23 protein-coding genes, 1 tRNA gene and 1 riboswitch are annotated in these 23,194 nt (G+C 47.1%); of the genes, 20 read left to right on the plus strand and 4 right to left on the minus strand.

All coding sequences use genetic code 11. The features are described 5' to 3' along the window. From ACN081_RS06385 to ndk, 3 genes are read left to right on the plus strand one after another with little or no spacing between them, the layout of a single operon-like run. On the plus strand, nucleotides 1-1,437 hold the full coding sequence (locus ACN081_RS06385) for a bifunctional folylpolyglutamate synthase/dihydrofolate synthase (RefSeq protein ID WP_419107296.1): 1,437 nt from the start codon (nucleotides 1-3) through the stop codon (nucleotides 1,435-1,437). After that, the gene (locus ACN081_RS06390; RefSeq protein WP_419103916.1) at nucleotides 1,437-1,877 is read left to right on the plus strand and encodes a DUF4233 domain-containing protein; all 441 of its coding nucleotides are present in this window, start codon (nucleotides 1,437-1,439) and stop codon (nucleotides 1,875-1,877) included. Before ACN081_RS06385 ends, ACN081_RS06390 begins: the two co-directional genes overlap by 1 nt. 50 nt (nucleotides 1,878-1,927) lie before the next feature. Further along, nucleotides 1,928-2,344, plus strand: coding sequence for a nucleoside-diphosphate kinase (ndk, locus tag ACN081_RS06395; RefSeq protein ID WP_419103915.1), 417 nt, complete (start codon nucleotides 1,928-1,930; stop codon nucleotides 2,342-2,344). Nucleotides 2,345-2,437: 93 nt separating this feature from the next. Here ndk and ACN081_RS06400 read toward each other — a convergent pair whose 3' ends face one another. Continuing rightward, nucleotides 2,438-3,082 (minus strand): vitamin K epoxide reductase family protein, encoded by a 645-nt coding sequence (locus ACN081_RS06400; protein WP_419103914.1) that lies wholly within the window; start codon nucleotides 3,080-3,082, stop codon nucleotides 2,438-2,440. Between the two features lie 461 nt (nucleotides 3,083-3,543). On the opposite strand from ACN081_RS06400, the gene ACN081_RS06405 reads away from it, so the two are divergent. The 17 genes from ACN081_RS06405 to ACN081_RS06485 all read left to right on the plus strand — a co-directional run bounded on the left by ACN081_RS06405 (nucleotide 3,544) and on the right by ACN081_RS06485 (nucleotide 21,766). Continuing rightward, nucleotides 3,544-6,558, plus strand: a complete 3,015-nt coding sequence (locus ACN081_RS06405; RefSeq protein ID WP_419107297.1) for an Rne/Rng family ribonuclease — start codon at nucleotides 3,544-3,546, stop codon at nucleotides 6,556-6,558. 168 nt (nucleotides 6,559-6,726) lie between these two features. Further along, nucleotides 6,727-6,821, plus strand: a riboswitch (TPP riboswitch). Beyond that, complete coding sequence (locus ACN081_RS06410) at nucleotides 6,815-8,416, plus strand: bifunctional hydroxymethylpyrimidine kinase/phosphomethylpyrimidine kinase (protein ID WP_419107298.1); 1,602 nt, start codon at nucleotides 6,815-6,817, stop codon at nucleotides 8,414-8,416. Its footprint overlaps the riboswitch before it by 7 nt. A gap of 237 nt (nucleotides 8,417-8,653) precedes the next feature. Beyond that, complete coding sequence (gene rplU / locus ACN081_RS06415; protein WP_419101641.1) at nucleotides 8,654-8,965, plus strand: 50S ribosomal protein L21; 312 nt, start codon at nucleotides 8,654-8,656, stop codon at nucleotides 8,963-8,965. Between the two features lie 51 nt (nucleotides 8,966-9,016). Further along, nucleotides 9,017-9,274: a 50S ribosomal protein L27 gene (rpmA, locus tag ACN081_RS06420; RefSeq protein WP_419101340.1), complete on the plus strand. Its 258-nt coding sequence runs from the start codon at nucleotides 9,017-9,019 to the stop codon at nucleotides 9,272-9,274. A 174-nt stretch (nucleotides 9,275-9,448) separates the two neighbouring features. After that, the gene (gene obgE / locus ACN081_RS06425) at nucleotides 9,449-11,002 is read left to right on the plus strand and encodes a GTPase ObgE (RefSeq protein WP_419103911.1); all 1,554 of its coding nucleotides are present in this window, start codon (nucleotides 9,449-9,451) and stop codon (nucleotides 11,000-11,002) included. A gap of 172 nt (nucleotides 11,003-11,174) precedes the next feature. Then, nucleotides 11,175-11,408 (plus strand): hypothetical protein, encoded by a 234-nt coding sequence (locus ACN081_RS06430; RefSeq protein ID WP_419103910.1) that lies wholly within the window; start codon nucleotides 11,175-11,177, stop codon nucleotides 11,406-11,408. 55 nt (nucleotides 11,409-11,463) lie between these two features. Then, nucleotides 11,464-12,165, plus strand: coding sequence for a nicotinate-nucleotide adenylyltransferase (nadD, locus tag ACN081_RS06435; RefSeq protein ID WP_419103909.1), 702 nt, complete (start codon nucleotides 11,464-11,466; stop codon nucleotides 12,163-12,165). A gap of 242 nt (nucleotides 12,166-12,407) precedes the next feature. After that, a complete protein-coding gene (locus tag ACN081_RS06440; RefSeq protein ID WP_419103908.1) occupies nucleotides 12,408-13,658 on the plus strand; it encodes a hypothetical protein in 1,251 nt (416 codons plus the stop codon). Nucleotides 13,659-13,722: 64 nt separating this feature from the next. Then, entirely contained in the window at nucleotides 13,723-14,157 is a 435-nt protein-coding gene (rsfS, locus tag ACN081_RS06445) for a ribosome silencing factor (RefSeq protein ID WP_419103907.1), read from the plus strand. A gap of 186 nt (nucleotides 14,158-14,343) precedes the next feature. After that, nucleotides 14,344-14,419, plus strand: a tRNA-Ala gene (locus ACN081_RS06450). Nucleotides 14,420-14,661: 242 nt separating this feature from the next. Further along, the gene (locus tag ACN081_RS06455) at nucleotides 14,662-15,108 is read left to right on the plus strand and encodes a hypothetical protein (protein ID WP_419103906.1); all 447 of its coding nucleotides are present in this window, start codon (nucleotides 14,662-14,664) and stop codon (nucleotides 15,106-15,108) included. Nucleotides 15,109-15,191: 83 nt separating this feature from the next. After that, nucleotides 15,192-16,280: an App1 family protein gene (locus tag ACN081_RS06460; protein ID WP_419107299.1), complete on the plus strand. Its 1,089-nt coding sequence runs from the start codon at nucleotides 15,192-15,194 to the stop codon at nucleotides 16,278-16,280. A gap of 556 nt (nucleotides 16,281-16,836) precedes the next feature. Next, entirely contained in the window at nucleotides 16,837-17,061 is a 225-nt protein-coding gene (gene nrdH / locus ACN081_RS06465) for a glutaredoxin-like protein NrdH (protein WP_419101333.1), read from the plus strand. A gap of 70 nt (nucleotides 17,062-17,131) precedes the next feature. Then, on the plus strand, nucleotides 17,132-17,599 hold the full coding sequence (nrdI, locus tag ACN081_RS06470) for a class Ib ribonucleoside-diphosphate reductase assembly flavoprotein NrdI (protein WP_419101332.1): 468 nt from the start codon (nucleotides 17,132-17,134) through the stop codon (nucleotides 17,597-17,599). Beyond that, the gene (gene nrdE / locus ACN081_RS06475) at nucleotides 17,596-19,749 is read left to right on the plus strand and encodes a class 1b ribonucleoside-diphosphate reductase subunit alpha (protein ID WP_419101639.1); all 2,154 of its coding nucleotides are present in this window, start codon (nucleotides 17,596-17,598) and stop codon (nucleotides 19,747-19,749) included. The genes nrdI and nrdE overlap by 4 nt, the downstream gene beginning before the upstream one ends. Nucleotides 19,750-19,855: 106 nt before the next feature. Beyond that, nucleotides 19,856-20,854: a class 1b ribonucleoside-diphosphate reductase subunit beta gene (gene nrdF / locus ACN081_RS06480; RefSeq protein WP_419101638.1), complete on the plus strand. Its 999-nt coding sequence runs from the start codon at nucleotides 19,856-19,858 to the stop codon at nucleotides 20,852-20,854. Nucleotides 20,855-21,055: 201 nt separating this feature from the next. After that, the gene (locus ACN081_RS06485) at nucleotides 21,056-21,766 is read left to right on the plus strand and encodes a lipoyl protein ligase domain-containing protein (protein ID WP_419107300.1); all 711 of its coding nucleotides are present in this window, start codon (nucleotides 21,056-21,058) and stop codon (nucleotides 21,764-21,766) included. 39 nt (nucleotides 21,767-21,805) lie between these two features. On the opposite strand, the gene ACN081_RS06490 is transcribed toward ACN081_RS06485, so the two are convergent. The 3 genes from ACN081_RS06490 to ACN081_RS06500 all read right to left on the minus strand — a co-directional run bounded on the left by ACN081_RS06490 (nucleotide 21,806) and on the right by ACN081_RS06500 (nucleotide 23,121). Then, nucleotides 21,806-22,324 carry a GNAT family N-acetyltransferase gene (locus tag ACN081_RS06490; protein ID WP_419107301.1) on the minus strand — a complete coding sequence of 173 codons (519 nt, stop codon included), beginning with the start codon at nucleotides 22,322-22,324 and terminating at the stop codon, nucleotides 21,806-21,808. Between the two features lie 171 nt (nucleotides 22,325-22,495). Next, a complete protein-coding gene (locus ACN081_RS06495) occupies nucleotides 22,496-22,819 on the minus strand; it encodes a hypothetical protein (protein WP_419103724.1) in 324 nt (107 codons plus the stop codon). Beyond that, nucleotides 22,816-23,121, minus strand: a complete 306-nt coding sequence (locus tag ACN081_RS06500; protein ID WP_419103725.1) for an ArsR/SmtB family transcription factor — start codon at nucleotides 23,119-23,121, stop codon at nucleotides 22,816-22,818. Before ACN081_RS06500 ends, ACN081_RS06495 begins: the two co-directional genes overlap by 4 nt. Nucleotides 23,122-23,194: the final 73 nt, after the last annotated feature.

Raw genomic sequence — 23,194 nt, forward strand, 5'->3', positions numbered from 1 at the left:
TTGTCAGAAAACATGGATTCTCAATCCTTGTTGAACACCTCAAACGCCGTAGATACTTCTGCTGAAGATACCTACGGCGTTGAGGGCGTTTATCAAGAGTTACTCTCTCGTGCCCCTGAAAATGCGATGGCACCGAGGCTTAATGCGGTTCAGGACGCTTTAGATATTTTGGGTGCGCCTCATCAGGCGGCTCCCGTTATTCATATCACCGGTACGAACGGTAAAACCTCAACAGCACGTATGATTGAGCGTTTATTGATGGCTCATGATTTACGAACAGGGCGGTACACTAGCCCGCATCTGAGTAAAGTAACAGAGCGTATCAGTATTGATGGGCATCCGGTATCTGATGAGACGTTCGTGTGCATCTGGCAAGAGATTCGTCCTTATCTGGATATAGTGGATGCACAGTTGAGTGCTGCTGGTGAGCCTCGTATCACCTATTTTGAGGCACTTACGATTCTTGCCTTCGCCATTTTTGCTGATGAGCCAGTAGACGTTGTTGTTCTTGAAGTTGGTATTGGTGGAGTGTGGGATGCTACGAATGTTGCGCAAGCTCAAGTTTCTGTTGTAACACCTATCTCCTATGACCATACTGATATTTTGGGGCAAACATTAGCTGAGATTGCTGCTGAAAAATCAGGGATCATCAAAGAGCATGGGATGCTCATTAGCGCTGTGCAAGACCCAGAAGCTGCTCAGGTTCTCTTAGAACGGGCGCAAGCAGTTTCTGCTGGGTATCGTTTTGAGGGTGTTGAATTCGGTGTTCTTGACCGTCGTCCAGGTGTTGGCGGTCAGATGGTCGATATTCGTGGATTAGCGGATACCTATACTGATGTTCCTGTTCCTCTCTTTGGGGAACACCAAAGTCAAAATGCTGCGGTAGCTATCGCTGCGGTTGAAGCATTTTTAGGAGGGGCGGAAAAGCCTCTCAACGTTGAGCTGATTCGACAAGGATGGGAGGAATTAACTTCTCCCGGACGTTTAGAAGTTCTCAAGACTGCTCCGACAATTATTCTTGATGCCGCCCATAACCCTCACGGTATTCGGGCTTCTGCCCACGCTTTTAAAGAATCTTTTGCTGTCGGTTCTTTGGGCATCGTGATTGGTGTTTTGGGGGAGAAGGATGCCGTGGGCATCTTTGAAACAATTCGTGAAGAATACTTTGATTCTGCTGATTTTCAGACGAAGCTATACCTCACTGCATCTGACTCTGCTCGGGCCATTGACGTAGACACTCTTAAAGATATGGCTCTTGATGCTGGGCTTTCAGAGTTCGATCTTCAGACCTATGAGCGTCTTGACGATGCTTTGAGTGCTGCTGTCGATCAGAGCCTAGAACATGAAGAACACGCTTCAGCCATCCTGATTACTGGTTCCATTACGGTCATTGGGCAAGTGCGTTCTTCGTGGTTGCCTGATGGGGAAGGAGCATAATGGTTCGTTTGACGAAGGCTCAGCGTCAGTGGCGCCCAGGGCAGGTGAAGAAACCAAGCTCTATCAAGGTGATGTTTTCTTCTACCGTGCTAACATTGGAGGCTTTTGTAGCGTTCTTTGCAACATTGGCAATTTTTGGATTGAATTTCAATAGCCCTCTCCTCTATAAAATCATGATTTGGGTGTTAGGGCTTGCCTTAATTGGTGCGTTTTTAGCTGCGCCAGCATTTTTGCGTAAACCATGGGGCTATACCTTTGGGTGGGCCTTGCAAGGTTTATTGATTCTTGCTGGTGTGGCGTTACCGTCATTAGTGTTCATCGGGTTGTGCTTTACGGCTGCGTATTGGTATGCGGTACGTACCGGTGAACGTCTTGACCGCGAGAATAAAGAGCGTGAACGTGAACAGCTTGAATGGGAGAAACAACAGAAAAACCTGTAACCCCTGTTACACTAGGTGCAAGATGTTGCTTCACAAGGAAGGTTCCGTTCATGAGCGAACGTACTCTGATTCTGATTAAACCTGACGGTGTCAAACGTCAATTAGTGGGGGAGATTCTTCATCGTATTGAGCGAAAAGGATACACTCTAGCTCAGATGAAAATGATCACGCCCACTGAAAGTCTTTTGGCGCAGCACTATAGTGAACACCTTGAAAAACCGTTTTACCCAGCGCTTTTAGAGTTCATGCTCTCTGGCCCAGTGGTAGCAGCGGTCTTTGAAGGTGAGGACGTCGTAGAAGCTATTCGAACTATCATGGGACCGTCTAACCCCGTCAGTGCCCCTGCCGGAACGATTCGTGGAGATTATGGACGCGCATGGAGCACCTCCGTGCAACAGAACCTCATTCACGGCTCAGACTCCGTAGCATCTGCAGAACGCGAGATTGCTATCTGGTTTAATTCCTAAATCAGTATTGTGCTAACACCTAAGAGCGGGTGGGGAGAACCAAAATTTGGTTCTCCCCACCCGCTCTTGTCTGTCGGTGTTGATCAAGAAGTTTTAGAACATCCCGAGAATGATGTCGGAGAATCGGATAAAGATAATTCCGAAGATGAGAACAAAAACTAAAACAATAGCAAACCATGACCACCCAGCTACCGTCTCACGCAGGTGAAAAGGCGCCGGTATAATTCCCGCAATAATATTTCGTGCAGTAATCTTCCCCATCATAATGATTTGGGTAACCCACACAAACATACAGAAAAGACACAAAGCATTGATTTTGAACGTGGTGTTATACCAGAGCCAAAAAACGAAGACCGTTGCTAACAAATGCCCGATGTTCATTGCTAACCAATACCAGCGACTAAAACGAGCACCAGCCAAAATAGCGGTGCTAATCGTCAGAACAATGGCATAACCTACTAACCCAATAAACGGATTAGGAAACCCAAAAGCCTCAGCATAGGGGGTGCGCATGACCGTACCACAATTGAGCAAGGCATTAACATCACATGAAGAAACATGCGAAGCGTCAATATAAATTTGTAGACGTTCAAAAACAAGCATGCACGAAGACACGAAAGCAATAGCACCAGCAACAAGCACCAAAAAGGCAAGGCGACGGTCAAAACTTGCCTGCTCTGCGTCGCTCATTGTTATGGGGCCGTCGTCGATGAGTTTTTCTTCTGGAGTATAGGTCATGGGATTCTCCACACGGGGTACAAAACGTTAACTATCCTACTGTGTGAAGCTAAGTATTGGCTTTTCTTTTCTCGAAAGAATGCTTTAAGGGCACCGATTTTAGGAAGTATATGAGAGAATGAACATTGGTAGTCTTCTGCCCGCATACAGAAGTAGCTATCCAGTAGGTGGTACCGACACCGCGTTAATCAGATGAGACATAGCGCAATAAAAGTTCAGTGCGTAACGCACAGACTCGGGGAAACTACTGGCTCAGCTCATCGCGTGAAAACCTGCAATATGCCTTCAGACGTGTTCTAAGGTAAAGAAACAACACGCTAGAACTTGTATCAGACAACGAACAATAGCGTTGCTATAGCGTTTGAAACGAGCCGAGCAAGAATAAGCTTTTGTGAGATTTTCTCACCTGAAGCGTAAGAGCTAAATGCGGTTAGTTCCTTATGCAGGAGAACGTACATACTATGAGTGAAAACATCAAACATGATGTTGAGGTGAACGAAACCGAAGCGGATTCACCATCATCACAAACCACCCCAGAAGACAACTCGTTAACACCGGAAACAGAAGAGACTTCAACAGTAGAAGAGACCTCAGAAACTGAAACGGAAAATCACGAGACTGAGGACGAAAACAGCTCAGAACCTGCTAAGACCCCTGAAGAAGATTCTTCTGAAACAGAACCTGAGCCAGAAGAAAAACCTCAGCCTAAAACACAAAAAGAAATTCTCGCAGAAGAACTCAAAAACCTTACCGCTGCAGCTTCAACCTCAAACCTCTTATTCTTCTCACCAAACCTTGAAGAAATCGCTGAAAAAGCTCGTGCAGAACGTGAAGCTCGCCGCGAAGCACTCGAAGCAGAACGCCGTCAACGCCGACTCGCAGAAATCACTCTTGACGATGACGAAGTCACCTCACGTCGCCGTCGCCGCCGTCGCCGCGGAGAACAAGACATCGAAATTGAAGGTGGCACCGAGGGCGATCCAGAAAATACCGTCACCAAGGTACGCACCCCACGCCTATCAGACTCACACACTACAAACCGTGTCACCGGAGTACGTGGCTCTACCCGTCTTGAAGCTAAGAAAATTCGTCGCCGTGAATCACGCCATTCAGGGCGCCGTCAGCGCGGCATCACCGAAGCAGAATTCCTCGCACGCCGTGAATCTGTTGAACGACAGATGATTGTTCGACAAAAAGACGACAGAATCCAAATTGGTGTTCTCGAAGACGGCGTACTAGCAGAGCACTTTGTCTCAAAAACTCAACAAGATTCTCTCATCGGTAACGTCTACCTTGGTAAGGTTCAGAATGTTCTTCCTTCCATGGAAGCAGCCTTCATCGACATCGGACGTGGACGAAACGCAGTGCTCTACGCCGGCGAAGTTAACTGGGATGTCTCCGGATTAGAAGGTACTCCACGAAAAATTGAAAACGCCCTCAAATCAGGCGACTCCGTACTCGTACAAGTTACGAAAGACCCTGTAGGCCATAAGGGCGCTCGCCTAACAAGTCAGGTATCGTTACCAGGACGTTTCTTGGTGTACGTTCCTGGCGGCTCTATGACCGGCATTTCCCGTAAACTACCGGACACCGAACGCGCTCGTCTTAAGAAAATTCTCAAGGATAAACTCCCTGAAGGTGCCGGCGTAATCGTCCGAACTGCAGCGGAGGGAGCTTCTGAAGATGAGCTCACCCACGATATCAACCGTCTACGCGCCCAATGGGAAGACATCAAGAAGCTTGCTGAAGCGCCTAAGACTCTGGCTCCTGAAATGCTGTATCAAGAACCAGACCTCACCATTAAGACTGTTCGTGATGTCTTTAACGAAGACTTCAGCGCCATGGTTGTACAGGGAGACTCCGCATGGGACTCTATTGAAGCGTACTTAACCTACATGGCACCAGACCTTGTGGACCGTCTACAACGCTGGGATAACGAAGAAGACGTTTTTGAGCACTACCGTATTGAAGAACAACTTCATAAAGCTCTCGATCGTAAAGTTTTCTTACCTTCTGGCGGTTCTTTGGTCATTGACCGTACCGAAGCGATGACGGTTGTTGACGTTAACACCGGAAAGTTCATCGGCTCTGGCGGAAACCTCGAAGAAACCGTTACAAAAAATAACCTTGAAGCAGCTGAAGAGATTGTTCGTCAGCTACGTTTGCGTGATATCGGCGGAATCATCGTCATTGACTTCATCGACATGGTTCTAGAATCAAACCGTGAATTGGTTTTGCGTCGTCTGGTAGAGTGCCTTGGCCGTGACCGTACCAAACACCAAGTTGCTGAAGTGACATCTTTGGGTCTGGTTCAGATGACACGTAAACGTATGGGAACTGGGTTACTTGAAGTGTTCTCCGAAGCCTGCGAGAACTGCTCTGGACGTGGACTACTTGTTCATGACCAACCTCTTAAAGGACGTTCTGGCGGTGCTTCAGATTATATCCACCGTTATGAGCGTACTGATCGTGAAGATCGTCGCCGTGCTCGTCATCAGAAATCAGCACGTATTCGTGAATCTCATGCTGAGGCCCCTGCAGAAGAGTCCAACCTCGAACACGATCATCGTGAAGAGTCTCGTCGCGCTGCCGTTGCGTCTATCGCTGCTGCAACGCACGAGCATGAAGCTTCTGAGGACGTTACAGAGTCTAAGAGCTCTCGTAAGCGAAAGCGTCGTAAACCATCACGTCGTGATGTAGACGTGAAGAATGTTGAGCAGGCAGAAGACTCCTCATCAGAGCTAGTACTTACTATTGGTGGTGAAGTTGTTGAACTTCCTCATGCTCATGAGCAGGTAGAGGAACAAGAATCGTCAACTGAAGATTCTTCGTTTACTTTAGAATCTTTAGAACAAATCTTTGATTCTAAAGAAAGACAGAGCTCTGTTTCTGAGGACACTGCTGAACAGGAATATGATGAAAATCTTTCTTCTCGATTCACTCAGAACTCTGAACGTTTAGCGGCGATTCGAGCTGGAGAAGCTCGAGCGAGAGCAGCGCAAAAAGCTGGTCGAGATGTCCAACGTAAAGATGAGCAAGACTCATCTCAGAAAGAGGAGACTCCCGTCAAGCGTCGTCGTTCTCGTCGGGCATCTGCACCGGTCTCGTCTGCTGGTTCTTCGGTAGCGGTGAGCGTTTCTGACATCTCTAAAGAACAAGAAGCCCAGCAGTCTCTCGTAACTGGTGTTGCACAACCTGGACGTCAGCAGAGTATCGAAGAAAAAACTGTTCAGGAAGTAACCACTCCCGAGCAGGCTCCTGAGCATACACCAGCACCTCGTAAACGTCGTTCGCGTCGAGCAGTGAGCACTGGTGTGGGTTCTGAGGTGCAGCGTCAAGAACTTTCAGAAGGACAAGCTGCTAAAAGTATTGTTGCTTCTGTTGCAGAAGTACCAACAACCTCAGAACATGAGGAGCATACGGTCATGCTCGGTGTTGGGGTTTCTGCCGACCAGATTAAACGTGAAGGACGATAATCTCATCGTCTCCGCGGTGTGATAAAAGATGGTGTGTTCTATACAGAGCACACCATCTTTTGTTTTGCTGTAAAGAAGAGTCATAATCGCTGTCTTTGCTGAAAACTCTAGCCGTCAGAGTCTATTTTTCCTAGGCTAGTTTAAGCACTTCTACCATAGGTGCATGAATATCAGGACACGGGGTGCTTTCTATTGAGAGCTGAGAAAAACCCGCAGAACCTGCTCTTGTTAGTACAAGCGAAGGGATGTCGATTTTATGGGCGACACTTTAACACCGCATCAACTTTCTATTCAAACACGCGAATATCCGAGAGTGCTGACCATCGCGGGGTCTGATTCTGGTGGTGGTGCGGGAATCCAAGCCGACTTGAAATCTATTGCAGCGCATGGCGGGTACGGGTTGAGCGCTATTACTGCTTTGACTGCTCAAAACACTCGTGGTGTGCAACAGGCTTTTTTTCCTCCGGCACAGTTCTTATCTCAACAATTAGAGGCACTCAGCTCTGATATCGATATTGACGCTGTCAAAATTGGCATGTTAGGCACTTCTGACGTCATTGCTGCTGTGCGTTCATGGTTGCAAAAATATCGTCCTCCCGTTGTGGTTCTAGACCCTGTTATGGTTGCTACAAGTGGAGATTCTTTAGCTGAAGAAGACTCGGTAGCAGAGCTTTCTTCATTATTTCCTTATGCTGATGTCATCACCCCTAACGCTCATGAGATGGCTGTTCTGCTAGGTGAAGAATCTACTGAACAATGGTCAGTTTTATGTGAGCAGGGGCAGCGTCTAGCTGATTGTTATAAAGTCGCGGTTCTTGTTAAAGGTGGACATTGTTCAGGGGAGAGAACTTCTGATGCGCTGATGATGCCAGGTCATAGTGAACCAGTATGGGTTGGTTCTTCTGAACGTGCACAGGTTCGTACCACACATGGTACGGGGTGTTCTTTTTCTGCTGCTTTAGCGACTGAGCTTGCGCGTACAGGGTGCTGGCAGACTTCTCTAGAACGCGTTAAACGGTGGATTACGGGAGCTATTAACAACGGTCAAAGACTTGAGGTTGGTGGCGGGAACGGGCCGATTGATCATTTTTATCATGTTCATTCTGTGATATCTGAACAAAGTGCACGAGTTAGCGATGTCGATAAATATTTGCTACAGGCTCAAGACCTTGACATGGTGCGTTTGCGTGAGAGCTTCTCTGAATACGCCTGGGAATTGAGTACCTCTATCAGAGAACAGGTTAACAGCTGCCCTTTTGTTGAAGGTCTTGGTGACGGCTCTCTACCTCAGGATGCTTTTATCTATTATTTAGACCAAGATGGTTTATATCTTAAAGAATATTCTCGTGCTCTAGGGCAGGTTAGTATTCGTGCAACGGACACTGAGTCACGGATGTTCTTTGCTCACGGTGCAGTTGAAGCTGTTGAGGTTGAATCTGAGTTGCATCGCCGGTGGGTGAGTCGTTTTAGGGATTCTGCGTATGTTACGGGGATACCCAGTACGACGACAGAGGCCTATACTGGTTTTCTTTTAGCGCGCACCATGGAAAGTTATGGTGTGGGTGCCGCTGCTGTTCTCCCGTGTTATTGGTTATACGCTGAGATTGGAAAAAACCTATACTCTGCCTATCAAGAGTATGCGGGGGAGCACCCCTATGGTGAATGGCTTGAGGCGTATTCTTCAGAAGAGTTTCAAACATCAGCCCATCAGGCTGTGAACTTCGTCAATAAAATAGCTAGAATAGTGTCGGATGGCGAGCTGATTTCCATGAAAAACGCCTTTTTGAGAGCTTGTTGGCTAGAGCTTCGTTTCTTTGAAGAACCAATTTCGGCGTGTCACTTGCCCTTGCGGGGGTAGTTGTCGTAGTCTTGTCTTTCGGTGCTTCTTAAGTTCGTTTTACACGTTCGAGCCTAAGATAGCTACCACTGGTAGGAAACTACTAGATATAGCTCGATGAGCGCGAATCCTTAGAAAGCTCAAGATTCAACGAGAAATCTTCTCAGAGTCTTGTTGCACTACATGTTTTGGTACCAGGATCTGCGCTCTTTCGAAAAATTGTTCAATATAAAGACGTCGAGAGAAGTGAGTTCCCAAGTGGCATACGCGATTGTCCGCGCTGGCGGCCGCCAGGAAAAGGTTTCCGTAGGAGACCTCGTTACCCTTGACCGCGTCGCTGGCGAGCCCGGTAGCACCATTGAGCTACCTGTACTGCTGCTGGTAGATGGGGACAAGGTCACTGCAGATGCAAAGACCCTGGCTTCCGCCAAGGTAACTGCTGAAAAGATTGAAGACCTTCGCGGTCCTAAAATCGTTATTCAGAAGTACAAGAATAAGACCGGTTATAAGAAGCGTCAGGGCTTCCGCGCAGAGCTTACTACCGTTAAAATCACTGCGATTAACGCGTAAGTTCAGAACGTCCCGGATTTTCACATAATCTTTTACCTAAGGTAGGCACAGATGGCACATAAGAAGGGCGCAAGCTCCACCCGCAACGGCCGTGACTCTAACCCCCAGTACCTCGGTGTTAAGCGCTATGGCGGTCAAACCGTCAATGCAGGCGAAATTATCGTCCGCCAGCGTGGCACCCATTTCCACCCCGGCAACAATGTTGGCCGCGGCGGAGATGACACTCTGTTTGCTTTGGCAGCAGGTCAGGTTGAGTTCGGTACCCGTAAGGGCCGTAAAGTTGTCAACATTCTCGAAGTAGCTGAGTAATCTTAACTATTACGGAATGAATAAAAGAGGGCATGCACAGCTTGTGTTTGCCCTCTTTTGCATATAGTAAGCTATTAACCTTTAGAGGTATAGCGTCCAATACCGAGAGACTATTTCCCCAACCGATGAAATATATAAGAAATAGCCGCTCAAAGAAATAAGGAGAATTTTTTCGTGGCAGAATTTGTTGACCGCGTTGTACTGCATGTATCTGGTGGCCATGGTGGCAACGGTTGCGTATCTGTTCGTCGCGAGAAATTCAAACCATTAGGCGGACCGAACGGCGGTAACGGCGGTAACGGCGGAGACGTCATTCTCACCGTTGACGGGCAATCCACCACCTTATTGGAATATCATCACACCCCACACCAGCGTGCCCCTCATGGAGATATTGGACGTGGAGATATGCACCATGGTTTCAACGGGGAAAATCTCGTACTATCAGTACCTGAAGGAACCGTCGTCAAAGATAAAGACGGCAATGTTCTTGCAGACTTATTACATATTGGTGATGAGTTTATTGCTGCCCGTGGAGGACAAGGCGGACTGGGAAATGCTGCCTTAGCATCTGCAAAACGTAAAGCACCAGGCTTCGCTCTATTAGGTATCCCCGGTGAAGAACGCGATATTGTTCTTGAACTGAAATCAATTGCAGATATTGCCCTCGTAGGATTCCCCTCTGCCGGAAAATCTTCTCTGATTGCAGCCATCTCTGCTGCACGTCCTAAAATTGCTGACTACCCTTTCACTACTTTGATTCCCAATTTGGGCGTAGTACAAGCCGGTGACGTGCGGTACACGGTAGCAGACGTTCCCGGTCTTATCGAAGGCGCTTCAGATGGTAAAGGGCTAGGACACCGTTTCCTACGCCATGTTGAACGTTCTTCTGCTCTCGTCCACGTCATTGACTGTGCCACCTTGGAACCGGGGCGTGACCCCATCTCTGACTTCGACATTATTCGCGGTGAACTTGAAAACTATGAAGTTGATCCTACCGCTGGTGTGACAGTTCCTTTGCATGAACGTCCTCAAATTATTGTGCTCAACAAAATTGATGTACCTGAAGCTCGTGAACTAGCTGATTTTGTGCGTCCTGAGTTTGAAGAGCGTGGTTACGAAGTATTTGAGATTTCTACGGCATCACACGAGGGTCTACGTCAGCTTACCTTTGCGATGGCAAAACTCGTACAAGAAGACAGAGACCGCAGAGCTGCAGAAAAAGAACAAGCGGGCGAAGACGTTGCGGTTATTCGTCCTAAAGGATTCCGTCACCGTAAACAGCAAGAATTTATGATTCGTCGTGAAGAACGAAATCTTGAACCTCTCTTCCGCGTCATTGGCAAAAAACCTGAAAAATGGATTCTGCAAACAGATTTCAACAATGATGAAGCTGTCGGATACCTTGCCGACCGTTTTGCCCGTCTTGGCATTGAAGAAGAACTCTTTAAACAAGGTGCCCGCGCAGGGGACGCTGTCGTCATTGGTGAATCGAACGATTCTGTTATCTTCGATTGGGAGCCTACGATGGTTGGTGGTGCAGAACTTCTGACATCTCCTCGTGGAACCGACGTACGTCTTGAAGAAATCGTTCGTCCGACTCGAGCTGAAAAACGTGCTGAGTATAAAGACCGCATGGATGCTAAAGCTGCTGCTCGTGCAGAGCTTGAAGCAGAAAGAGTTGCAGGGGTTTGGACTGAATCCGTGGACGCTAAGAAAAAGAACAACTAGCCGTTGAGTTTTCTTTGCTGTACTCAGGGTCCAATCTCTGAGCGGAGAATTGGCTAAGATTCTATTTTCTCGTTGGTGTTATCTCACATTAAGAGCGAGATAACAGGTAGCATATGAGTGGGCTTTGAGCCTGCACCACACAATCATTACTTTGATGGAAGGAACTTCGAATATGCGTGAGGCACTAATTTTAGCGAGTGAGCACGGCGAACACGCGGAACATCTTGTATACGGCATTCCAACCTATGTGTATTTAGCATTGGCGGTTATCGCTTTTACCGTGATGTTCTTTATCTGCATTTCTTTTAGCGGTCGTGGTATTGTTCGCCCTGAGCACGGACCTAATCATATTGGTAGCGATGAAGTTGAAGCGCTCGCTGATTATCACGCAAAGCATAGTCATTAGAGCTGCATCTTTGGCTCAAGAGATATAAAGGATATAGCTCTGGAGCTGATGAGGCATGATGTTCACGTCAAGGAGTCCTGTGCGTCAGGAAAATACTGGTCAATCAGCCCCAAAAAATATGCTTTCTCGTGTTCCTGGTCGTACCCGATTAGGAGTTATGGGTGGTACTTTCGACCCCATTCATCATGGTCACTTGGTGGCAGCTAGCGAGGTTGCTGCTCGTTTAGATTTAGATGAAGTAATGTTCGTTCCGACGGGGTTACCTCTTCAGAAAAGTAAGCAGCGGACGGTAACCCCTCCCGAGGATCGTTATTTGATGACGGTTATTGCGACCGCTTCTAATCCTACGTTTACGGTGAGCCGGATTGATATAGACCGGGCGGGCCCTACGTACACGATTGATACGCTAACAGAGTTGAAGGAACAACGCCCCGATTGTGATTTGTTCTTTATTACTGGTGCTGATGCTATGAATCAGCTTCTGACCTGGAAAGATTCGGATAAGTTGTGGGACCTCGCGTTTTTTGTGGGGGTAACACGCCCTGGTCACGAACTTGAAAAACCAGAAATTGACCAAGAAAACTATATCTTGATGGAAGTTCCTGCATTGGCGATTTCTTCAACCGATATTAGGGATAGAGCGATGGCGCAAGCACCTATTTGGTATCTGGTTCCTGATGGAGTTGTCCGTTATATCGATAAACATCATTTATATGATGGAAAATCTTTGGATGAGAAGAACATCGCCGAGCGGTAAAGAAGAACCGTACCTGCGTACTATCCCATAAAAAAGGGGCTGTGTCGCCATAAGATTTATATTATTGGTTCCTTTTACAGTTCAGTATTACGTAAGAGAATAAACAAGACACCAACACAAAAGTAGCGGTTGTTCTTTTAAGATGAACATATAATGAGATAAAGATCGTGCCGCACTGTATTAGTTGGTAAAATCTTCAAAAGAATATGATTTATTCGATGCTAATAGTTTGAGGGGAATCAGTGACAGAACATAACGCTGAGGAACAGAAAGATTCATTGGAGGACTCTTACCTCTACGAATCCTTTGTGACCGAAGACGGAATTGAGGTTCCGCCTCCTACTCGCCCCATGGGGCCACGCCGTCTTGCGCGTTATCGTATTGATGCTGCAGCGTATTTGCGTGCTTTACGTGATGGGACTGAACTACCTGAAGAGACTGTCGCATATATGCCAGTTGCCCATGTGGGGTCAGGCGAAGCGTCGATTAGTGATGAGGCTTTGTCTGTTCAACAACGCTTCTCTGCACTAGCTGAACAAGGCGATATTCACTCTCATGATGATTTAAGCGGTGAACAGTTCACTGGTGAGAACGACACACGTGCAGATGTTGGTGTGATAGCTACTGCTCTAGGTGAAGAGGTTTCTTCTTTGCCCTCAGATGGGGAGCAGGCAGAGGCTCCTGACGTTCCTGCGCATGCTGTCTCTGCAAGTGACTATTCTTTTGCTGAAGATGAACTGGTGAGCGCAGAAGAATTTGAAGAGAGCGAAGCGGTCGATACAGCAGAAGCTGAGGCGGATAACTCCTCCGTATCAGAAACTCCAATCGAAACTGCGTCTGAAAACGAGCGAGAAGAACAGCCTGAAGAGCAAAGTTTGCCGAAGCCTGTCGCCGCAGTAGATGCTCACGGCTTAGATTTGGAATCTTGTGGTTACCATGTCCCAGAAGAGACCCTTGCTGATACTGAAGAAGAAACCTTACCTGCTGAACAAGCAGTAGACTCTACTGCGGCTATTCCGTGGGAGGGTAGTTTGACCTCTGCAACAGAAGAAGACGCAACTGCTGAAGCCTCAAGCACCACGGAAAATACTGTGGCACCTCAAGACACCGTAGAATCTACGGGTGAAACATCCTTTGGTGCTCTGCCTGTTGTTGCAAAAGATACTTCCTTTGAATCAGTGAATTTTGCTGACGATGTTGCCTCTATTGCCCAGAAAACAGCTAAGAGTCAAGATTCTGTTGCCGATAGCTCTGCTATGACACAAGAAACGATGAGTATTCGTGAACAGCTTGCTGCTTCAAGCGCCAAATACAACAATGATTCTTCTTCGTTAGTAAATGCTGAAGAATATGAGAACACAGACTATTCAGCGTTATCAGCATCTGAGAATACAGAGAATGAAGTAGAGTCTTCCTCTAAAGTGTGGCTCTTTATTTTGCTGGCTCTTGTTCTTGCGGCTGTTATTGCTGTATGGTTTGTATTCTTTCAATAATTTTTATCTCAGATGATTCGTGTCCTAGATTTTCACTGGATGCGAAGTGTCATGAAAGGACACGATGACTGCTTCCCCTCGATCTGTCGAAGCATTAAAAATTGCGGCTCAAGCTGCTGAGGATAAGCAAGGAACAAACCTCTTTGCTGTAGATACTGCCGAGAGAATGGGCCTTATTGACGGCTTCCTCGTTGTCTCAGCGCATAACGAGCGTCTTGTTAACGCCATTGTTGACGCGGTGGAAGATGACCTTCGTGAAAAAATGGATATGAAACCCGTTCGCCGTGAAGGTCGTTCTGGCGGACGTTGGGTTCTTCTAGATTTTGAAGATATCGTGATTCATGTTCAGCATGAAGAAGACCGTGCTTTCTATGCTCTTGATCGTTTATGGTCTGATGCTCCACGTATTACTCTTGGACTAGAGAGCGAAGCACCCGTGGTAGAAGAAACGATTGATCAAGAAAAAGATCAACAAATGATTCGTGAAGACGAAGGCTAACATCTGAGGCCGTATTTCTTGCAGAGGTTAAACATAGCGCAAACACATAGTTTGAGATGTTTAGCTTCTGTAAGAAAAACGATGAGTCAAAAGAATCATGGCAAAAATCTACTCAAGATATTTGCCTCCTGTCTTTTCTGTCGTGTATGATGGATGAGTACTTTGGTACAAGAAAAATTTATATATGGGGATATGGCGCAGCTGGTAGCGCACTTGCATGGCATGCAAGGGGTCAGGGGTTCGAGTCCCCTTATCTCCACCACTGAGATGCTGGCTTGGATACAATCCAAGCCAGCATTTTTTATCCTCAGGAAGGGGACAGCGCAGCTTTGCTAGTGCACATTTGAGCCAAGACCGAGCATCAAATCTGATAGGTTTACGGAGCATAGCATGTTAGGGGATACCTGAAGAGAAAACTTTACCCCACAAAATTTATTGACGAACTGTCGCAAAATACCTGAAATATACCCCGTCTTTTACTCGGAACACGCTATATTTTTGGGTATGGCTAATAAATCAGTTTTCGCTTCAATTGCATTGGTCGCAACGGCTCTACTTAGTGGTTGCGCTGAAGGATCAGTTCCTGGTCTTACCATCGAAAAGACCTCAGGTTTCGAAGAAAATCGCGACTTTGTGGTTATTGAGACAGAAGTGGTCACTGGCAATGCAGAAATCGGTGAAAAGCCACAACCTGGTACAGCGCGTTTCTTTATCGATCAGAAAGAATTCTCTGGCAACGAACATTCTTTTGGCGCAGAGCCAACCTTCTACCGAGTTAACGCAGACGACATCCATGACTTATCAGGTCATGTTATTGCGGTATCTGTTTATGCTAAAACACCTGAAGAGACTGTTCGGTGCGCTATCAAATCGATGGGAATTTTTGAGCCTGTAGAATCTGCTGAAGCAGAAGGTAAAGGGTCTGCTCATTGCGTCCTGACAATGCACTAAAAGAAAAACTTTTTAATGGTGTGAAGGTTCGTTATAAGACGAATCTTCACACCATTGTTTCGTTAATGTGAAAAACTAGAGGTATGGATTCATTAGGTACTCAAGATCTGCGCCAGATGGCCACCGAAGCCGCTGATGGTGCTGCTCATCTGGGATATCGTGTGGCGGGTTATATCCACCAATGGAGAGAAAAGCGAGCTCGCAAGGCAGCTAAAGAGCCCGTATTTGTTCCCAGCGTTGGCTATGGCACAACACGCTGGATTCGTGTCTTAGGGCGAGCGCTCTACAAAACTGACCTCTTTGAAAAGTTTTTTAATGCGGGGCATGATGATGCGCCCGAACAAAAAATTCGTGGTTGGCGTTCTTTCACCGCGATAGCGATTGCTCATGCCGAAGTGTCGGTTCAGATTGGTTCACAGATATTCTTGCTCAGGACAGATCGTGGTGGTGTACTTGATGCGCAATTAGAGATTTCTCTCGAGCCTGGTTTACATCGGGTAACCATGTCAGTTCTTGGGGGAGAGAGCGCAGAAACAACCGTGTATGTTGTTCCTCCAGAACAAAAAATTGGTGTTATTTGCGATGTTGACGATACCGTCATGGTAACGGCTCTGCCTCGTCCACTCTTAGCTGCGTGGAACTCTTTTGTTTTGAATGAGCACGCGCGTATTCCCACTCCTGGTATGTCCGTTCTTTTAGACCGTATACACCGTGAACATCCTTATGCCCCTTTCATGTACCTATCAACGGGGGCGTGGAATGTAACGCCTACGTTGCAACGTTTCCTATCACGTAATGCTTACCCTAAAGGGACGTTTCTTTTAACGGATTGGGGGCCGACCCCTCAACATTGGTTCCGTTCCGGTACAGAACATAAGGTGGAGTCGCTTAAGCGTCTTGCTGCAGAATTCCCTGAGATGAAGTGGATTCTTATTGGGGACGATGGGCAGCGAGACCCCGAAATTTATAACGGGTTTGCTGTGCGTTACCCTCAGAACGTTGCTGCTATTTTGATCCGTAATCTGACGATTGGCGAGTCCGTTCTAGCCTCGGGACGAGTGTGGGGAGATAGCCGCGCTCAAGAAATTACTAAAGGTAAGAGCTGGTCTGAAGCTAATGATGGGGCGAGCCTTATCCGCGAATTGCAAAATAGAGGGATTCTCAAAGATTAGAAGCATGGGGATTTTGAGCTACCTGCTATTTTTGATGCTTTGAGCCATATTTGAAGGCTTTAGAAGAGGGTGTAAGAAGTTCCTGTAAAAGCCTTCTTGACCCTCAATACGTGACGTGATATTTCGTTCTAGGCGACACACCAAGAGTAAAAAAAGCGTTAAAAATTTCTCTCAGAAGTGCTGGTAACAGCAAAGTTCAGGTTTGGGTTGAATCTCCTCCGTTGAGAATACGGGGCGCATTGGTGACACCTTTTTGCCGGTGTGTTAGAGACCTCCAAAAGGAGGGTGTCTAGACAGGTGTTTAAATGGGATTGTGGATAACTGCCATAAGCCCTATAAATAAGCGAAAAATGCTGTGGATTAAGAAAAATGGTGAGTAGACCACACTATCTAGGGCATCTAGAACTCCTCGCACACTAGATGTAGTATTAATCCGGTCGTTGCTCACCGACTTGATAAACACTGGTCTTCAAAGAGCTCACCACAACGAACCCATAATCTATAGCCCTACGACGAGAACCTATCGCCACCTGCTGGTGATACCAAGGAGATAACAATGTCAGTAACGGTGTACACTAAACCGGCTTGTATGCAGTGCAATATGACATATCGTGCACTAGAGAAAAACGGTATCGAGTACAACATCGTAGACATCACCGAGAACGAGCAAGCACTCGAAGACATCAAAAAACTCGGTTATCTCCAAGCCCCCGTCGTCATCGCTGGAGACCAACACTGGTCAGGCTTCCGCCCAGACCTTATCAGCTCCTTGAGCGCATAAACCTTTGAACCTCGCATCAGTCTGGCTCATCACCGCACCCTAAACCGCATAGATAAGGTTGGAGCTTCTCATGGAACAACAAACACGCGAAGCAGACTCCACCGTGACCACCACATCTGGTAGCCCTCTGGTTGTTTACTTCTCATCGGTTTCTGAAAATACTCATAAATTTATTCTTAAAACGGGGGTTCGAGCCATACGCTTACCCCTAAAAACTAGCGAGGAAACTCCACGAGTACACGAACCGTATGTACTCTGTGTTCCGAGCTATGGCAGACCCGGCGGATCAGGCTCTGTTCCACCGCAAGCCACAAAGTTTCTTAACGTTCCCGAGAACCGTGCTCTAATGCGCGGAGTCATAGGAGCCGGAAACACCAACTTTGGTTCACTCTACTGCGTCGCCGCAGATATTGTGTCAGCAAAATGTCAGGTTCCTGTCCTCTATAAATTTGAGTTGATGGGAACACCCGAAGACGTCACCAACGTTCAAGAAGGATTGGAAAAATTTTGGATTCAAAACTCCCTGTGCCCGGCATGAGCCACGAACCTGGACACGAAGACCCCACCGTGCCAGAAAAGTTCCGCGGACTTGGATACCACGAACTCAACGCTCTTCTCAACCTTTATGATGAAGACGGACAAATTCAGTTTGACGCTGATCGTCAAGCCGCACGCCAATACTTTCTCCAGCACGTCAATAACAACACCGTTTTCTTCCACGACTTGGAAGAAAAAATGGATTACCTCGTCAAACACCAATACTATGAAGAGCGCATCTTTGAGATGTATGACTTCGAGTTCATTAAATCTCTTTCTAAATTGGCGTACTCCAAAAAGTTTCGGTTTCCTACCTTCTTGGGTGCATTCAAGTTTTATACCTCATACGCTCTCAAAACCTTTGACGGTCAGCGCTACCTAGAACGCTTCGAAGACCGCGTTGTCATGGTCTCATTGCTCCTTGCTGAAGGTAACGAAGAACTAGCCGTCAAAATTGTTGAAGAAATCATCTCCGGACGATTCCAACCAGCAACCCCAACCTTCTTAAACGCAGGTAAAAAACAGCGTGGCGAACTCGTCTCTTGCTTCCTCCTTCGTGTTGAAGACAATATGGAATCCATCGGACGTTCCATCAACTCCGCTTTGCAACTATCTAAACGTGGCGGCGGTGTTGCTTTCGCCTTGACAAACCTTCGTGAAGCTGGTGCACCTATCAAAAAGATTGAGAACCAGTCCTCTGGTGTCATCCCCGTGATGAAACTTCTTGAGGATTCTTTCTCCTACGCAAACCAGCTAGGTGCTCGTCAAGGTGCTGGTGCAGTATACCTGCACGCTCACCACCCCGACATCTACTCGTTCCTTGACACCAAGCGTGAAAACGCGGACGAAAAAATTCGTATTAAGACGCTCTCTCTCGGTGTTGTTATCCCCGATATCACTTTTGAGCTGGCAAAGAAGAACGAGGACATGTACCTCTTCTCCCCGTACGACGTTGAACGAGTATACGGCAAGCCACTTTCTGATATTTCTGTCACCGAAAAGTACTACGAGATGGTCGATGACGCCCGCATTAAGAAAACCAAGATTAATGCCCGTGAATTCTTCCAAACTCTCGCAGAAGTACAGTTCGAATCCGGATACCCCTACGTCATGTATGAAGACACCGTCAACCGAGCAAATCCCATTGACGGTAAAGTCATCATGTCGAATCTCTGCTCAGAGATTCTTCAGGTATCAGAACCGTCCTATTACAATGCTGACCTAGGATACGAGACCATTGGTAAAGACATCTCTTGTAACCTTGGCTCTCTCAACATTGCGTTGACGATGGACGGCAAAGACATCGGCTCAACCGTTAACGCGGCAATTCGTTCTCTTACCGCAGTATCTGATCTTTCAGATATTCGTTCCGTGCCCTCTATTGAACGCGGTAACTCGATGAGCCATGCCGTGGGACTTGGCCAGATGAACTTGCACGGTTATCTTGGTCGTGAACGCATCAAATATGGTTCAGAAGAAGCTCTAGACTTCACCAACATCTACTTCTATACGGTCACATACCACGCGATTCGAGCCTCAATGGAAATTGCGCGTGAACGCCAAGAAACCTTCGTTGGCTTTGAGAAATCAAAATACGCTAGCGGAGAGTTCTTCCAGAAGTACATCCAACAAGAATGGGAACCTGCAACTGAACGCGTGCGTGAACTTTTTGCAGGACACAGCATCCCCACCCAAGAGGACTGGAAAGCTCTTGCAGCTGATGTTGCACAATACGGTATGTACAACCAGAATCTTCAGGCTGTTCCGCCTACAGGTTCTATCTCATATATCAACGGTTCAACATCTTCTATCCACCCCATCGCCTCAAAAATCGAAATTCGTAAAGAAGGTAAGCTTGGGCGCGTCTATTACCCAGCTCCTTACCTTTCAAACGAGAATATCGAATACTATGAGGACGCATACGAGATTGGGTACGAAAAGATTATTGACACCTATGCTGTGGCAACACAACACGTTGATCAGGGTCTCTCGTTAACACTGTTCTTCCGTGATACAGCTACCACTCGTGACGTGAACAAGGCACAAATCTACGCATGGCGTAAAGGCATTAAGACCATCTACTACTCACGTATCCGACAGATGGCTCTTGAAGGAACAGAAGTTGAAGGTTGCGTTTCCTGCATGCTCTAATGTCGCTGTGCGCGCATAAACTATGATGGTGTGGGGTAGTAGCACTCGAACTGCCCCACACCAGAGCAACAACACATACATCACATGAGATTGTGAAGAACAGTTCATCGATAAGGAGAACACAATGATGATGAGCGAAAAGGTGAAACTGATTCACCACGTTGAAGCTATTAACTGGAACCGTATTGAAGACGAAAAAGACCTCGAAGTGTGGGATCGCCTAACCGCTAATTTCTGGTTGCCTGAGAAAGTCCCACTGTCTAACGACGTTCAGTCGTGGAAGACGCTCACTCCTGAAGAACAACAGCTCACCATGCGAGTCTTCACAGGCTTGACTTTGCTCGATACCATTCAAGGTACTGTTGGTGCAGTTTCTTTGCTACCTGATGCTGTGACTTCCCACGAAGAAGCTGTATACACCAACATCGCGTTCATGGAATCTGTCCACGCGAAATCATATTCTTCAATTTTCTCCACTCTTGCTTCAACGAAGCAGATTGATGAGGTATTCCGCTGGTCTGCAGAGAATGAACACTTGCAGAAAAAAGCAAATATTGTGATGGACTACTATCAAGGCGAAGACCCCTTGAAGAAGAAAGTTGCTTCTACATTGCTAGAATCTTTCTTGTTCTACTCTGGTTTCTACCTTCCGATGTACTGGTCTTCTCACGCGAAACTCACGAACACTGCTGATTTGATTCGTCTGATTATTCGTGATGAAGCTGTTCACGGATACTACATTGGTTACAAGTTCCAGCGCGGTCTAGAAAAAGAAACTCCTGAACGTCAGCAAGAACTCAAGGACTACACCTTTGACTTGCTCTATGAACTGTACGAGAACGAAGTTCAATACACTCATTCTCTCTACGATTCTGTGGGCTTGAGCGAAGATGTTAAGAAATTCTTGCACTACAACGCTAATAAAGCGCTGATGAACCTTGGGTACGAAGCAATGTTCCCTGCATCGGTAACAAATGTTTCTCCTGCTATCCTTTCGGCGCTGTCTCCTAATGCTGATGAAAACCATGACTTCTTCTCTGGTTCTGGTTCTTCATACGTTATTGGTAAAGCTGTTAACACCGAAGACGATGACTGGGATTTCTAAACCGTTCTGAATAACATTTAAAAGTTGATGGTGGTGCGCTTTCTGTCCGGTAAGGGCAGAGGGCGCACCACTTTTCTTAATATATGGGGGGGGAGAGAGAGACACCGTATCTGTTGTGTTATGTCTCAATGCATGTTCTCTTTCTATCAGCGATGATAGAAAGAGATGATTGCTGGTGTACTAGGTTAAGAGGGCTTTGTCATGCAAATTATTTTAGATACCGAACACCCCGGAGAACATATTCATCCGTTCTCAGAGTCTGTGGAGTTCTTGCGCCGTGTGGCTCGAGGTCAAGAGGAACAAACGCTTCGTTTGTATCGTCCTGCCCCCAATATGGCGTTTGGGCGACGAGACAAACATAATCCTTCTTTTGAGGATGCAGCTGAAGCCTCTCGCCGTTTAGGGTTTTTACCGCAGGTGCGACCTGTGGGCGGTCATGCTGCTGCTTATCATGCGGGCTCGTTAGTTATTGATCATTTTGCTCCTTCTGCTGATGCTATTAGTGGGAACAATCGTCGTTTTGAGTTTTTTGCACAATTTTTTGTTCAGGTGCTTTCATCCTTAGGGTTTTGTGCAGAAGTGGGTGAGCTACCGGGGGAGTATTGTCCTGGTGAATATTCTGTTTTTGTTCACTCTGCTCAAGGTCAACGTTTTAAGATTATTGGCACTGCTCAACGCGTTGTTTCTGGCGCGTGGTGGTTTAGTACGGGAATTGTTGTAGAGGATTCTGCTTCGTTGAGAGGTGTGACGGAAGAAGTGTATCGTCACTTAGCGATGCCTTTAGACCCGCAGACGGTTGGTGCGTTGAACGATGTTATCTCACAGGTCAAAGTTGAAGATGTGGAGGACGCTGTCCTTGAAGGGTACGAGAAGTTCTGGACAGAACACGTTGTAGAATCCCGTGGGCTATGAAGATGAGGAGGGCATAGTCCAACGGTGCATATCTGTCTATTAGGGGAGAAGTGCGTCGTCTTGAGGAGTCCAGCGTTGCCACCCGAGAGTGAGGTAGAGAGCGAGCGCTGCGGCGTTTCTTTCGCTGATATGTGTACTTGCCTCGTCATAATGATGATTTTGCATAATGTCGAGGGCGTAGGTGATGAGTTCTTCGGCAATTCCTTCACGGCGTCGTGAAGGTGCAGTGATGAGCTCTAATAGTGTGGGTGTTTCTTCTGGACCGTTATGGTCTAATCGGTTTTTGAGGCTGAGGAGAACAGCAACTGCTCGACCGTTATCGTCAATGAGGAGAGGGGAAGCTTCGGGGTAGAACTCTCCGTATGTTCCAGCGAGTATTTCTTTGACTTGGCGTTGTGCATCTTCTTGGGTGACGAAGGTTGATTCGTCGTAGGAAGAGAATAAGAGCCGTGCGATGGCTTCTGTATCTTCTGGCGTGGTGGGGCGTAGAGTGAGACGCTGAGGTGATTTGCGCAGTGGAGTGGTGGTGTTGGTGATGAGGGTGATGTACTTTTCCATGGCAAGTCCTAGGTATTGTGGGCAACGTCATGTATGTAAACAGGCTAGCGGATATTTCTCTTAACCGGCAATAGCTTATTGTGTGGTGTCTTGATGATTTTAAAATACGGTGGGTGATAAGGACTAAGTCCTTATCACCCACCGTATTTTAGCCTGTGTGTTGAGCTATATTTATGCTGCGTGGTTGCAGGTTGCGCACTGGCAGTTTTCGCAGACGCAGTTGACGCATGCGTCTGAGCAGTCGCCGCATTCGCAGGTTGCGTGGTTGCAGGTGGGGCAGTTGCAGTTGTCGCATTCGCAGGTTGCGCAGCTATCGTTGCAGTCGCCGCATTCGCAGGTGACGCATTCGTCGTAGTGTCCATCGTGTTCACGGTGTACGTGGTCGCCGTGGATGTAGTCGACGTGGTCGTGGTGGATGACTGCTAGGTGACCGCAGTTTGGTCCGTGGGTGTGTGCATGTGCTTCTGATTCGCGGTGCAAAGTTGCGGTGCTCATGAGTTATTCTCCTTGGTGTGTTCGTAGACATCGTTAATGATGTGCGTGACGTGATGGTCTGCTACTTCGTAGATGATGCTACGTCCTGTCTGTGTGCTGGTAATAACTCCAGCTTCTTTGAGGATTTTGAGGTGGTGGGAGACAAGAGGTTGTGAGACTCCCATACATGTAAAAAGCTCACTGACGGTATGTGATCCTTTGGACAGATGGTGAGTCAAAGCTAGGCGCAATGGGTGCGCTAATGCTGCAAAGAGTGCAACGGAGCCACTGTACTCTGTTTCCCAAGTTCTCTCGCTATCCATAAAAGAAACTTTATATAAAGATTTCTTTGTGCGTCAAGGTATGTATCAAAAAAATTTTATGGATGTTAGATAC

The organism is Rothia sp. P13129 (assembly GCF_048512865.1).
GTDB lineage: Bacteria > Actinomycetota > Actinomycetes > Actinomycetales > Micrococcaceae > Rothia.

Excerpts from the sequence above, each read along its gene's own strand:
- nrdH (WP_419101333.1), top strand. The coding sequence starts at position 16,837 with ATGTCAGTAACGGTGTACACTAAACCGGCTTGTATGCAGTGCAATATG.
- ACN081_RS06390 (WP_419103916.1), top strand. The coding sequence starts at position 1,437 with ATGGTTCGTTTGACGAAGGCTCAGCGTCAGTGGCGCCCAGGGCAGGTG.
- ACN081_RS06490 (WP_419107301.1), bottom strand. The coding sequence starts at position 22,324 with ATGGAAAAGTACATCACCCTCATCACCAACACCACCACTCCACTGCGC.
- nadD (WP_419103909.1), top strand. The coding sequence starts at position 11,464 with ATGATGTTCACGTCAAGGAGTCCTGTGCGTCAGGAAAATACTGGTCAA.
- ndk (WP_419103915.1), top strand. The coding sequence starts at position 1,928 with ATGAGCGAACGTACTCTGATTCTGATTAAACCTGACGGTGTCAAACGT.
- ACN081_RS06495 (WP_419103724.1), bottom strand. The coding sequence starts at position 22,819 with ATGAGCACCGCAACTTTGCACCGCGAATCAGAAGCACATGCACACACC.
- rpmA (WP_419101340.1), top strand. The coding sequence starts at position 9,017 with ATGGCACATAAGAAGGGCGCAAGCTCCACCCGCAACGGCCGTGACTCT.
- ACN081_RS06410 (WP_419107298.1), top strand. The coding sequence starts at position 6,815 with ATGGGCGACACTTTAACACCGCATCAACTTTCTATTCAAACACGCGAA.
- ACN081_RS06405 (WP_419107297.1), top strand. The coding sequence starts at position 3,544 with ATGAGTGAAAACATCAAACATGATGTTGAGGTGAACGAAACCGAAGCG.
- nrdE (WP_419101639.1), top strand. The coding sequence starts at position 17,596 with ATGAGCCACGAACCTGGACACGAAGACCCCACCGTGCCAGAAAAGTTC.
- ACN081_RS06460 (WP_419107299.1), top strand. The coding sequence starts at position 15,192 with ATGGATTCATTAGGTACTCAAGATCTGCGCCAGATGGCCACCGAAGCC.
- ACN081_RS06485 (WP_419107300.1), top strand. The coding sequence starts at position 21,056 with ATGCAAATTATTTTAGATACCGAACACCCCGGAGAACATATTCATCCG.
- nrdI (WP_419101332.1), top strand. The coding sequence starts at position 17,132 with ATGGAACAACAAACACGCGAAGCAGACTCCACCGTGACCACCACATCT.
- ACN081_RS06500 (WP_419103725.1), bottom strand. The coding sequence starts at position 23,121 with ATGGATAGCGAGAGAACTTGGGAAACAGAGTACAGTGGCTCCGTTGCA.
- ACN081_RS06400 (WP_419103914.1), bottom strand. The coding sequence starts at position 3,082 with ATGACCTATACTCCAGAAGAAAAACTCATCGACGACGGCCCCATAACA.
- rsfS (WP_419103907.1), top strand. The coding sequence starts at position 13,723 with ATGACTGCTTCCCCTCGATCTGTCGAAGCATTAAAAATTGCGGCTCAA.
- ACN081_RS06430 (WP_419103910.1), top strand. The coding sequence starts at position 11,175 with ATGCGTGAGGCACTAATTTTAGCGAGTGAGCACGGCGAACACGCGGAA.
- ACN081_RS06455 (WP_419103906.1), top strand. The coding sequence starts at position 14,662 with ATGGCTAATAAATCAGTTTTCGCTTCAATTGCATTGGTCGCAACGGCT.